13 protein-coding genes and 1 riboswitch are annotated in these 12214 nt (G+C 39.2%); of the genes, 5 read left to right on the top strand and 8 right to left on the bottom strand.

Going from position 1 to position 12214, the window contains the following annotated elements:
• The first annotated feature begins 375 nt into the window (after window positions 1-375).
• Window positions 376-544, top strand: a riboswitch (M-box (ykoK) riboswitch).
• Window positions 545-771: 227 nt separating this feature from the next.
• Together BSM4216_RS05875 and BSM4216_RS16210 are read left to right on the top strand one after the other, a co-directional pair.
• Window positions 772-1713, top strand: a complete 942-nt coding sequence (locus BSM4216_RS05875) for a magnesium transporter CorA family protein (RefSeq protein WP_003354429.1) — start codon at window positions 772-774, stop codon at window positions 1711-1713.
• 310 nt (window positions 1714-2023) lie between these two features.
• On the top strand, window positions 2024-2224 hold the full coding sequence (locus BSM4216_RS16210; RefSeq protein WP_081473078.1) for a YlaI family protein: 201 nt from the start codon (window positions 2024-2026) through the stop codon (window positions 2222-2224).
• Window positions 2225-2360: 136 nt separating this feature from the next.
• Here BSM4216_RS16210 and BSM4216_RS05870 read toward each other — a convergent pair whose 3' ends face one another.
• Complete coding sequence (locus BSM4216_RS05870) at window positions 2361-2657, bottom strand: YlaH-like family protein (protein ID WP_040341542.1); 297 nt, start codon at window positions 2655-2657, stop codon at window positions 2361-2363.
• A 21-nt stretch (window positions 2658-2678) separates the two neighbouring features.
• Window positions 2679-4520, bottom strand: a complete 1842-nt coding sequence (typA, locus tag BSM4216_RS05865; protein ID WP_003354424.1) for a translational GTPase TypA — start codon at window positions 4518-4520, stop codon at window positions 2679-2681.
• Between the two features lie 154 nt (window positions 4521-4674).
• Here typA and BSM4216_RS05860 point away from each other — a divergent pair, with 154 nt between their 5' ends.
• A complete protein-coding gene (locus tag BSM4216_RS05860) occupies window positions 4675-4860 on the top strand; it encodes a YlaF family protein (protein ID WP_003354423.1) in 186 nt (61 codons plus the stop codon).
• A gap of 55 nt (window positions 4861-4915) precedes the next feature.
• Here the strand turns inward: BSM4216_RS05860 and BSM4216_RS05855 are convergent, their stop codons facing one another.
• The 3 genes from BSM4216_RS05855 to BSM4216_RS05845 all read right to left on the bottom strand — a co-directional run bounded on the left by BSM4216_RS05855 (window position 4916) and on the right by BSM4216_RS05845 (window position 7309).
• Window positions 4916-5710, bottom strand: a complete 795-nt coding sequence (locus BSM4216_RS05855; RefSeq protein WP_003354422.1) for an inositol monophosphatase family protein — start codon at window positions 5708-5710, stop codon at window positions 4916-4918.
• A 572-nt stretch (window positions 5711-6282) separates the two neighbouring features.
• Window positions 6283-6732 carry a PH domain-containing protein gene (locus BSM4216_RS05850; RefSeq protein ID WP_048623070.1) on the bottom strand — a complete coding sequence of 150 codons (450 nt, stop codon included), beginning with the start codon at window positions 6730-6732 and terminating at the stop codon, window positions 6283-6285.
• 382 nt (window positions 6733-7114) lie between these two features.
• Complete coding sequence (locus BSM4216_RS05845) at window positions 7115-7309, bottom strand: hypothetical protein (RefSeq protein WP_003354419.1); 195 nt, start codon at window positions 7307-7309, stop codon at window positions 7115-7117.
• Between the two features lie 153 nt (window positions 7310-7462).
• Between BSM4216_RS05845 and BSM4216_RS05840 the strand changes: the two genes are divergently transcribed.
• Window positions 7463-8113, top strand: coding sequence for a YktB family protein (locus tag BSM4216_RS05840; protein ID WP_048623069.1), 651 nt, complete (start codon window positions 7463-7465; stop codon window positions 8111-8113).
• Window positions 8114-8409: 296 nt separating this feature from the next.
• Here BSM4216_RS05840 and BSM4216_RS05835 read toward each other — a convergent pair whose 3' ends face one another.
• Together BSM4216_RS05835 and BSM4216_RS05830 are read right to left on the bottom strand one after the other, a co-directional pair.
• Window positions 8410-8691, bottom strand: a complete 282-nt coding sequence (locus BSM4216_RS05835) for a UPF0223 family protein (protein WP_003354417.1) — start codon at window positions 8689-8691, stop codon at window positions 8410-8412.
• A gap of 33 nt (window positions 8692-8724) precedes the next feature.
• On the bottom strand, window positions 8725-9684 hold the full coding sequence (locus BSM4216_RS05830) for an NAD(P)H-dependent flavin oxidoreductase (protein ID WP_048623068.1): 960 nt from the start codon (window positions 9682-9684) through the stop codon (window positions 8725-8727).
• Window positions 9685-9832: 148 nt separating this feature from the next.
• Between BSM4216_RS05830 and BSM4216_RS05825 the strand changes: the two genes are divergently transcribed.
• Window positions 9833-11302 carry an aminotransferase class I/II-fold pyridoxal phosphate-dependent enzyme gene (locus BSM4216_RS05825; protein ID WP_048623067.1) on the top strand — a complete coding sequence of 490 codons (1470 nt, stop codon included), beginning with the start codon at window positions 9833-9835 and terminating at the stop codon, window positions 11300-11302.
• 668 nt (window positions 11303-11970) lie between these two features.
• Here the strand turns inward: BSM4216_RS05825 and BSM4216_RS05820 are convergent.
• Window positions 11971-12087: a GapA-binding peptide SR1P gene (locus BSM4216_RS05820; protein ID WP_048623066.1), complete on the bottom strand. Its 117-nt coding sequence runs from the start codon at window positions 12085-12087 to the stop codon at window positions 11971-11973.
• Between the last annotated feature and the right edge of the window lie 127 nt (window positions 12088-12214).

Genomic DNA, 12214 nt, shown 5'->3' with positions numbered 1-12214 from the left:
TCTTCTTCCAAGGAGTTGATTTTTTTGCTGAAAAAAAACACATAAACATCGTTGAAGTGAAGTAAAGTCATACTCAAAATGGCTTTTTAATTGAATAAAACGTTCGTTGACTCTATCTATTTAATTCCCTTTTCTTTTTAAAAATCCTCTTGAAAAAATAAGATTTCATTTTGAATACCATAACCCTCACGGACTTATTGTTCCATGACGTGGGCACCATTTTTCCTCGTGATGATCATGAATTTATATTGATCATAAAGAGATGCGACTCTATTTTTATTTATATAAAACTCGCAGCCATAAAATATTTGAACACTTTTAAATAAACATTCTTGACTTCTTGATAATTAGATTTATAATCGAAACAGATTAAATGAATTTCCTCGTTAGGCGAGGCTCCTATACAAACAAAAGCCACTGCCCAGAAACATCGAAAGATGCCATTGGGTAGAACAGGTTTGGTCGGATTAAGGCTTAACCCAATGTGGCTGAGAGCATGACTCTCTACGTTGTATAGTGCTAAAGCTAAACTAGGGGGAAAAAGGTTCTTGAACGTTCCCCCCTCATCTATTCGTGAGGGGGGTTCAATTATTTAAAAAGGAGTTGAGCTTTTATGGGTAGTCAAAATTCCAATGAACCGGACCCACCGAAAACCGAGGAAGCCATAAACCAGCCCCTCTATGTACGATTGATTACTCATAAAAGTTATCAATCCTTAAATTGGGATGGTTTCTGACTTCCTCAATCAAACTGAGGGAGGAAGAAAGCATTATGATGAATATTTATTACACAAGCGAACATGGAAACCTTATTGAAATAAACGAAATAAAAAATGGCTGTTGGATAAAATTAGTCTCTCCAACAGAGGAAGAAATTCAAAATGTCGTCCAAAGACTTGAAATTCCTTTGGATTTTATTAAGGATGCTTTGGATGAAGAAGAGAGATCCAGAATTGAAAAGCATCGCAATCAATTGCTGATGATCATTGATATTCCGCTGAAGAGTTTCAATCATTCTAAACAGAAACCTTTTTATGAAACGATCCCAATGGGAATCATCGTCACGGAAAAATGTTTTGTAACGGTTTGTTTAAAAGAAAATTCCGTTTTCGATGATTTTATTCAAAACAAAGTAAAAGAATTTTATACTTACAAAAAGACAAGATTTTGTCTCCAAATGCTATATAAAATTTCCACTTATTATTTATTGTATTTAAAACAAATTAATAAAAAAACGGATTCAGTTGAAGCCGAATTGCATCAATCGATGAAAAACCAAGAATTATATACGTTGTTGGATTTGCAAAAAAGCCTAGTTTATTTCACCACTTCGTTAAAGTCCAATAATCTTGTTATGCAAAAATTGTTAAATGGGAATTTTTTAAAAATGTATGAGGACGACCAAGAACTTCTCGAAGATGTGATCATCGAGAATAAACAAGCGATTGAAATGGCGGAAACATACACTTCTATCCTTAGCGGAATGATGGACGCTTTCGCCTCTGTCATTTCGAACAATCTCAATATTGTGATGAAGTTTTTAACCTCCATCACCATTATCTTATCGTTGCCTACAATGGTAGCCAGCTTTTTTGGAATGAACGTCTCCATACCATTCCAGCATTATCCACATGCCTTTACAATTGCCATTATGATTTCCGCTTTTCTTTCTTGCTTTACGGCGATCATTTTTTGGAAAAAGCGATTCTTCTGAGGCGATCATAAGCAAGCATGTAAACTTTTTCGGAATTGAAAGTGTCGATCACGACAGGCCTTTTATAAAAATTTTGGTTTATTTTAAAAGATCGGTATGAACGGATGTAGATTCAAAACAACGGTTTATTTATTTAAAGTGTTGGAAAAAGGGCTAAGTCTTCATTACAGCATGATCATAAGATAAAGCATCAGTGTCGACGTAAACATGATGAGAAAAAGTGGTCGCAGACATCCACTCTTGGCCCTTACCTTTTACTTAAAAAAAATGTATACTTAAGAACAGTTGATTTGGTAATGAGGTGTTGAATTTGAGGGTAAAATGCATTTTATGCGACCGCGTTGACCATTTGGATGACGATTCTGTGTTAGCAAAACGGCTAAGGAACCGTCCGATCCACACCTATATGTGCCAAGAGTGTCATGATCGGATTACAGAACGAACAAAAGCAAGAATCGCCACCGGGAAATTCCGTTTATACCGATCAGGAAAAATGAGCAACCATTCATAGTCTATGAATGGCACAAAATAAAAAAGAAGTTCCGAATACAGGAACTTCTTTTTTATTTTGATTTGACAATGTCTGCCTGACGCCCAATTGCAATGACACACAATCTATTATTTTCGATAACCAACGGAAAATCGCATCATTCACTTTCTGCTTCTTTCTTGTTTCGACGGATTCGGTAAATGCCTAATACAATGGCTGCGACAAAAAGACTTTCCACAACAGGCAACTGATAGGATAATATCAACAAAATAAAAGAGCCCATGATCATGAGAACATAAATCACGATATTTTTCCCAAAAGAAAGCTTTCTGGCGAACCCGAGATTATACACAAGGATGGATAACACAATGATGATCACGAAGTACAACCAGACAGCCCCCTTCACCCCCACAAGCTGGATCAAGAGGGCCAAAAGCGGGCTGACATGTTCCATTCCTGCCACGTGTTTTCCCCCTTAAGAGCGTGTATCTGAATACTTTTTCTTTCTCTCCAATTTTTCCCGTTCATTTTTATTCAAGATTTTTTTACGTAATCGAATCGATTCAGGCGTTACTTCACAATACTCATCTTCATTCAAATATTCCAAAGCCTCTTCCAAAGAAAGAATTCTTGGCTTTTTCAAAACGGTCGTTTGATCTTTCGTGGCTGAACGGACATTGGTTGCATGCTTCACTTTTGTGATATTAACAGCAAGATCATTTTCTCTAGTATGCTCTCCGACGATCATTCCTTCATAAATTTCTGTTCCCGGTTCCACAAAAATAGTGCCTCGGTCTTCCACCTGGCCGATTCCATACGGTGTGGCCGTCCCCGTTTCCATTGAAACAAGAACTCCTTGTCGGCGACCTCCTACTCTTCCAGGCTGCATTGGCTGGTAGCTGTCAAAGGTATGATTTAAAATTCCGTAACCTTTCGTCAATGTCATAAATTCGGTTGTATACCCAATTAATCCTCTGGCAGGAACCATAAAAATCAATCGTACTTGACCATTTCCGTTATTGATCATATCGAGCATTTCGCCTTTTCGGGATCCGAGAGATTCAATTACAGCGCCAGTATGCTCTTCAGGAATGTCGATTTGCACTCTTTCCACCGGTTCACATTTGACGCCATCAATTTCTTTGATAATGACTTCCGGTTTTGAAACTTGCAGCTCATAACCTTCACGACGCATATTTTCAATTAAAATAGACAAATGAAGTTCCCCGCGTCCAGACACTATCCACGCATCGGGAGAATCCGTGCTTTCCACCCGCAAGCTGACATCGGTCTGCAATTGTTCCATTAAGCGCTCTTCGATTTTTCTGGCAGTCACATACTTGCCTTCTCGGCCAGCAAACGGACTGTTGTTGACAAGAAACGTCATTTGCAGCGTCGGTTCATCAATTCGTAATGGCGGCAATGCTTCCTGATGATCGATAGGACATACCGTCTCTCCTACGTTGATATCTTCCATTCCCGATACCGCCACCAAATCGCCTGCATACGCTTCTTCAATTTCCACTCTTTTCAATCCGAAAAAGCCGAACATTTTAGTAACACGGAATGATTTCACCGTACCGTCCAGTTTCATTAAAGCGACTTGTTGCCCTACTTTCATGGAACCTCTAAAAATACGTCCAATCCCAATCCGGCCTACATATTCATTATAGTCAAGCAGAGCCACTTGAAATTGCAGCGGTTCATTACGATTATCTACAGGAGCCGGGATATGCTCGACGATCGCGTCAAACAGCGGCTGCATGTTTTCTCCTTGTTTGTCTGGAGTTGTGCTTGCCGTCCCGTTAATGGCAGAAGCATAAATGACAGGAAATTCAAGTTGATCGTCATTGGCATCCAACTCGATAAACAGTTCAAGCACTTCATCCACTACTTCTTCGGGACGAGCGAATTCTCTGTCGATTTTATTCACTACAACGATAGGAGTTAAATTTTGTTCCAATGCTTTTTTCAAGACAAATCGGGTTTGCGGCATACAACCTTCGTAGGCATCGACCACAAGCAGTACCCCATCGACCATTTTCATAATACGTTCTACTTCTCCTCCAAAGTCAGCATGGCCAGGAGTATCCAAAATATTGATCTTTACATCTTTGTATTGAACAGCCGTATTTTTTGCCAAAATGGTAATACCGCGTTCTCTTTCCAAATCATTCGAGTCCATCGCCCGCTCTTCCACATGCTCATTGGATCGGAAAATTCCCGATTGGCGAAGCAATTGGTCCACCAATGTTGTTTTCCCGTGGTCTACGTGGGCAATGATAGCAATGTTGCGTATATTTTCCCTTCTATTCAAAGTAATACTTCCTTTCTATTACCACAGCAATTTGCATTGTCTGTTTGCACGTTGAAATAAAAGTTTTTCCATTAACCCATCAATTATATCACAGAATGTAGAAAATTGAAAAAGAGTTATGTAAAATATGAGAGAGAAGGAGGCTTAACTGGTGATGAAAAACATTCAATGGATTTTCTTATTTTTTGCAGTTGCAGCAGCCGCCAGCATCATTGGCATTGGCATATTCATCGCAGAACAAAGCTTGGCCGGCATCATCATTTGTATTATTTTATTATTCGCCATCATGGGAACGGGCTTTAAATTAAAACGAAAAAGAAGAGAAGAAGGCAGACTGTAAACGTGACCGCTAAAAGTGCTGGATGGCAAGCACTTTTAGCGAATTTTTGTTTACGTTAAATATTTTGAAGGAATCGCTCCATAATTTCCGTATGCAAACCAGGTTTTGCTACAAATATCGTGTTATTCTCTAGCAAATTAAGCGGCTCCCCTTTTAAGTTTGTCACAATTCCACCTGTTTCTTCCACCAGAATTTTTCCGGCGGCAAAATCCCATGGTGAAAGCCTCATCGTGATATATCCATCTAATATACCGGCTGCCACATAAGCAAATTCCAACGCTGCCGTTCCGTAAGACCGCGTTCCTCGCACCGTTTGGGCCAATGAAATGAGCGGCTTTGGATCCATTCTTCGATTTTGAACCAGCCAAGTAGAATTTAAAGCAATAATCGCTTCTTCCACTTTAACAGGAGCCAGTTTTTTTAACGGCTTGCCGTTTAAAAAGGCTCCTTTCCCTTTTTCGGCAAAATAAAGCTCATCATGTGCCACATCATAAATGTATCCCAATCGACCGATTCCGTTTTCGAAAATCCCGATGGATATAGCGAAATGACGCTGCTGATAAATAAAATTCATGGTCCCGTCAATCGGATCAATAATCCACACGACCCCATCCAATGACTCAAGCTTATCGCCAAACCCTTCCTCGCCCAATATCGAATGATCCGGATAGTTTTGTTTAATTTTTTCGATAAAAAATTGTTCAGTCGCTTTATCCATGTTGGTTACTAAATCATTTGGATTTGATTTTGTTTGAATATCCAATGTTTCAGTGAACGATTTTCGTATATTGTCCCCTGCCTCCCGCAGCCATTGTTTCACCTTTGCATCTATTTCATTCCAATTCGTCATCTCGATTTCCTCCAAACCGGATAAAAATACGATTGCGTCAATGAAGGCAATTCATAATCCTTCTCATTGCCAACGTTCGATTATGTACTTAATTAAAAAGCCTCTCCGGCCAATTTCACAGCACAGTACTGTGATGATTCCGAGACTGTCGAAACGGATCCAAAATTAGCTCATGGAAATTCGGTTCTCCGGCCACAGCAGCAGGCTTGTTTTATTGATGACAAAGAAGGTTGTTCTGGAATTACCATCAACAAAAGAATTTATAGTTACAACTCCAAGAGTTCCTATTGGAGTATATGTGGCGTATGAGATCTTCAAACATTTAGAAAGGTCATTCCGTCCCGCTGCTGTGACAAAATCCGTTGAAGCTTTTGTAAAAGCCTTGTAAGCCTACAGAATCTTATGTAAAGTATAAACCGAAAACCACCTTGTTTTCTGCAGGGTAGTTTCTTTTCATTTGCTCGTCATTGGTTCTAATACTTATTTCTTCCACTCATTTTAATACTTCTCTATGGCTTCTTCAATCAATATGTAACTGTAAAACGGTTTCTTTACGCAAATTTGTACATAACCTAAAACCGTTTAACTTCAATGATTATGTCTGGTCTCATTTTTTTTATTTGTTTTAAAAATAACGATTTGTCTTTAGGAGAAATTAAGATGAACTTCGATTTCCCGTACACTACTTGTAAACGATCAAGTGATAGAGCTGGTGCCGCTAGAGGATTTTTAGACTCAGTAATCACTTCAATCTCTTCAAGAGGAATTGTCCAACTAAAAATTCCTCCTCTAACTTTTAAGACTTTGTCAGTTAAAATGTAAAATGTATGGAACCATCCTGAAAGCAAAAAGAATGTAAATAAGCTACAGATGACTGTTAATAAAATTTTGTCCGCAACAGTTAGATTCTCCGCTATAGTACCTAACTCTAAGTGGACAGCTATCGGCAATGCGATACTTCCAATGATTAACAGCCATGTCAGGATGGAACTAACGGGTCCTTTTTTCGAGTAAAATACCAACTTAATCCCTCCTAACTGATACATCTGTCATCATTGTCATTAATCATGGATATTTATGAAAAACGATCTTTTCTTCATGGCAAGCGATTAGAATATCAAAAGATCCCTGCTATGCAAATCACCTCTTCAATCTCCTCTTTCGTTGATCTTCACTTGGGAAATGCATTTGTTATTTCTATCTTACCAAATATTAGACGGCTGCTCTCACTCTTTCAATCTTCATTTCTTTAAAATTATTTTTTCAATCAGAACTCCATAGCATTCATTTCTTTTAATTATCACTCCTTTAAAAGGAAAAATGTCGGTTGTGAAATTCACAAAAAAAAACCTTTAAACTCTCGTTTCGGGTCCGCCTTCTTTTCTTTTTATCTTCCCTGTTTTTTCACAACAACGATTCTAACCGCACCAATTCTTCACGCAAAGCGTGTAATTTTGTTTTCACATTGTCCATCTTTTCTTTATCGTTTTGCTCCATAGCTTCAAACAAAACGGCTAATTCATAATCCAATTCCATACGAATGACGGCCAACTTTTCTTGTGTTTTCTTTTTCTTCGAGTCATTCACCAAATGTTTCATTGAAGAAACACTCCCTCGAAATCAACTTATGGTTAGTACATCATATGAAATGGTATGATAACTTGTAACAAAAATGTCTCGCTGCCTAAAAGAAAATTTAATTTTCAAAGCCCTTTATGATAAAATATGTTCAATCTTTAAGGAGGGACAAAGATGAACTTTACCGGTTTTTCGAATGAAGATTTTCAAGTATTTCAAATTCCTGGCTTGGATGCCCGAATGGAGGCGATCAAAAGACTCGTTCGTCCAAAACTCGAATTTTTAGGGAAATACTTTGCACCGACGCTTAGCACCTTAACGGGAGATGAAATGCATTATCATGTGGCAAAGCATGCCCGCCGTACCATCAACCCGCCCAATGATACATGGGTTGCTTTTTCTTCAAGTAAACGTGGATACAAAAAACTCCCTCATTTTCAAATCGGCCTTTGGGAAACGCATTTATTTATCTGGTTCGCTGTCATAAATGAAGCTCCCAATAAAGATCAGATCGGCGCTTCTTTTCAAAATGAAGTATCTGCGATTCGAAAACGGATCCCTTCGCATTTTGTATGGTCCGATGATCACACGAAACCAAATGTCATCCAATCGAACGAATTGTCCGACCAACAACTGGTTCAATTGTTTGAAAGACTCCAATTCGTCAAAAAAGCGGAAGCTCTTTGCGGTTTGCATATTCCCAAAGATGAAGCCGTACGTTTAAACAGCACAGACCTTTTGAATACGATTGAGGATGTCTTTGTACAATTAATCCCTCTATACAAACTGGCATACAGACAAACGGCGATTTCAACCGACAAATAGTGTGCCGCATCCGTAGAAAACAGGATTGTTCGGCTTTAGCTAAAATAAAAAAATTGCTTATTCTGATATAAGAAAACGTGGTTTACATAATGATGTTGCGGTAAATCTGTTTATTTCAGACGAGAAAAAAGGAGACCCCATCACGCAAAAGTTTTCAATGATTCCTTTCAAATCCCCTAAGATGGACAAACACCTCATGATCGATAGGTTTAACATCACTACAAAGGGCTAAGCCCCTTCTACCAAAGTTGCAGGATCTAAAACGGTAGAATGGACGCCTAGCCCTATTGTTATGACTACTTTTGGTCCATGTACACCTTATCGCCCGGTTTTAAAGCTTTCATTTTTTTGACGACGTGATAAGAAGAATAGCCGCTCGATTCTTCAAATTCGTTGCAAAGCTTTTTTTCTTCCGATTTGCTCGGAACGATTTCTTTAAAGCGGCGATAAGCAGCCATCAGCTCTTCTCGTTCAATTCCCTTCTCATAAGCTTCTTCAATAGCTCGAAAAAATTTGATCACATCGATGACTTCCTGAGTGGACCAATCAAATGAAAACGGATAAGAATATTCCTTCATATTATTCCACCTGCTTATTCTGTTTTGCTAACTTTAGTATGCCCATTTTCGGCGAATGTCCTCCGCCTCTCCAATCATTCTTTCTATTAACTCTTTGACAGACGGAACGTCCTTGATCAATCCCATCACTTGCCCGGCCCAAGCAAAGCCGGAATCCGCTTTTCCTTCATATATAAAACGCTTATTGGCTTCACCGCTTATGTAATCTTTCAGCTGTTCATAGCCCCCATTTTGTTTTTCGATTTCTAAAATTTTTTCTGTCCAGCTGTTTTTAATGGCTCTTCCAGGCGCGCCTAAAGTTCGTTTAATCACTACTGTGTCATTTTCAGTCCCTTGAATAAGATAGTTCTTATATAATTCGGAGGCATGGACGCATTCTTTTGTCGCGATAAACCTTGTACCCATTTCAATCCCTTCAGCTCCAAGACTGAGAGCAGCCATAAGCCCTCTGCCATCGCCAATTCCACCTGACGCAATGACCGGGATGCTGACGTTGTCAACTACTTTTGGCGTCAATACGAATGTTCCGATGTCATTCTTTCCTAAATGCCCTCCACCTTCTTGGCCGACGACCATAACTGCATCGGCGCCAAGTTCTTCCGCTTTCTGCGCCTGTCGTACAGCCGCTACTAAGACCAGCTTAATCACATCTACTCCCTTAAGCTGATCGAAAATAGGAGCAGGATTGCCGCCTGTCATGGTGATGACCGGCACTTTTTCCTCTACAGCGACCTCCAAAAAATGTGAAAAAGAACGATTGTGCTGCCCAATCGCAAAATTGACTCCAAATGGTTTATCAGTTAATCCTCTTACCTTCCGAATTTCCTCCCGTAAATCTTCCGGTTTTTCTAACGACATGGCCGTAATTTGACCTAATCCACCAGCATTAGAAACGGCGGCTGCCAGTTCAGAATAGGCAAGATGGGCTAATCCGCCTTGTATAATCGGGTATTGAATCCCTAACAATTTTGTTACACGAGTTTCCCAATTCAAGTTAATCCCTCCCGACTCTTATTTATTCTACTTTGACCCTTCAAAGTCCTTTTTCTTTTCACAATTGGTTACAAATAAAACTAGGAAAATCCCAACTCCCATGCTATAATTCATTTGTTTTAGCTTACATGAAGAGGTGATTGTTGAATTGTCCCAGTTTGATACACCATTGTTTACATCATTAGTCCAGCATGCCAAAAAAAATCCTGTACAGTTCCATATTCCCGGCCATAAGAAAGGAGCGGGAATGGATCCGAAATTCAGAGAATTTATCGGCGAAAATGCGTTATCCATTGATTTGATTAATATTGCTCCACTTGATGACCTCCATAATCCAAAAGGCGTGATTCATCAGGCGCAAAAGTTGGCAGCCGAAGCATTCGGAGCAGACTATTCCTTTTTTTCCGTTCAAGGAACAAGCGGCGCCATTATGGCAATGGTCATGAGCGTTTGTGGACCTGGCGATAAAATCATCATTCCTAGAAACGTTCATAAATCTATCATGTCCGCTATCATTTTTTCCGGTGCTGTTCCGATCTTTATCCACCCGGAAATTGATGGCCGTCTCGGTATTTCACACGGTATTACTGCCGATGCAGTGGAAAAAGCGTTAAAACAACACCCAGACGCTAAAGGGGTTTTAGTCATAAATCCTACTTATTTCGGCGTTTCCGGAGACTTAAAGAAAATTGTAGAGATTGCCCATTCTTACAACGTTCCCGTTTTAGTGGATGAAGCCCATGGCGCCCACATTCATTTTCATGACGATTTACCTATTTCGGCCATGCAAGCCGGGGCAGATCTTGCAGCTACGAGCGTCCACAAATTAGGCGGTTCTTTGACACAAAGCTCGATCTTAAACATTCGGGAAGGTTTAGTCTCCGTTAATAAAGTCCAATCGATCATGAGCATGTTGACGACAACGTCAACTTCTTATTTGCTGCTCGCTTCATTGGATGTCGCACGGAAACGTCTTGCGACCGAAGGAAAAGAACTTTTAGACCGAACGATCGCATTAGCAGAAAACATTCGTAAACAAATAAATGAAATTCCATATTTGTATTGTGTAGGCGAAGAAATTCTCGACTCAGAAGCTGTTTTTGATTACGACCCGACAAAACTGACTATTTCCGTAAAAGATTTAGGAATCACCGGACATGATGCCGAAAAATGGCTTCGTGAGGTTTATCAAATTGAAGTGGAGCTATCCGATTTATATAACATCCTTTGCATCATTACACCCGGCGATACAGAAAAAGAAGGAACCATATTAGTCAATGCGCTCAAACATTTATCCGAAACGTTTCAACATGATGCGGAAGAAAAGCATATAGAAGTATTACTGCCGGATATTCCCCATCTTGCCCTAACCCCTAGGGATGCTTTTTACGCGGAGACAGAAATCATTCCTTTTGAAAAATCAGCCGGTAGGATCATAGCTGAATTTGTGATGGTCTATCCTCCAGGTATTCCTATTTTCATACCCGGAGAAATTATTACAGAAGAAAATTTAGCCTATATTCGAAAAAACATGGAAGCGGGGTTGCCTGTCCAAGGCCCGGAAGACCCGGAATTAAAAACATTAAGAGTCATCAAAGAATTCGAAGCTATACGCTAGATTCAATTTCTCAGTTTCAAATGGACCTTCACTTTACCGAAAAACGGCTATTTATTACACAGCCGCCAATTAGACAGCAGCATAATAATTCGTAAATAACGTCAAAACGATAGCTGCTTTATGCGACAATGGACCCCGAAAAAGATAAATTTCGGTATTGGATGACGACTATTGTGAAAGTCCATTCATTTCCTTTCTGAATGATCAGCGTTCAAAAACGGAAGGTGAAATGCCTTCCGTTTTTTTGAAAAACACCCCCCTTTAAAAACTCCCATACTTAAAGAAATCTATTTTTCCAATCGATCGTTTTCACTTCAGTTCGTTTCTGTTTGAACAGATGAAAAATGACGTTCCTGTCTACATTTCTCTCATCTATTGTATCGTTGATTTAAAATTCGCCGGCACCATCAGCTTAACCTCTTAGCTTGACTGGGAAAAATGTATAGTGAAATTTGTAAATAGCGTTAGGTCGTACCATAGTCATAAACGTTTTCTTTTTAAAATTAGGTCGGCAGACTGTGTTAAAGCATTTCAGCCAAAGCAATTTCCACACATAGCAGAAAAATGGGCAAAAAAAAAGCCAGCATAAAATATGCCGGGCATTCTATGTGAAAGTAAAGGTGATGATGATAAATGAATGAAAAACTGAAATTAGAAGGGAATATGACTTAGTCGTCCAATTCTTCTTCTTCGTTGCAGCCACAATCAGAATATAAAACGGTTACTTTTTCATCTTCAAAATGATCAATGGTTGAGAGGCAGGACTTGCAAACAATGGTCCCCATCTTCCAACTTCCTTTCGTGTAAGTTTGTAATCGGTTCATCTCTATGTATCTATAATAATATAACACATTTATTTTTTCAAGCCTATTTTGTATGTCACATTAAAAATAAATGTGTAGACCCTTTATG

Source organism: Bacillus smithii, assembly GCF_001050115.1.
Classification (GTDB): Bacteria; Bacillota; Bacilli; order Bacillales; family DSM-4216; genus Bacillus_O; species Bacillus_O smithii.
The sequence above is the reverse complement of the archived record's forward strand: the minus strand, read 5'-3'. Positions and strand labels throughout refer to the sequence as shown.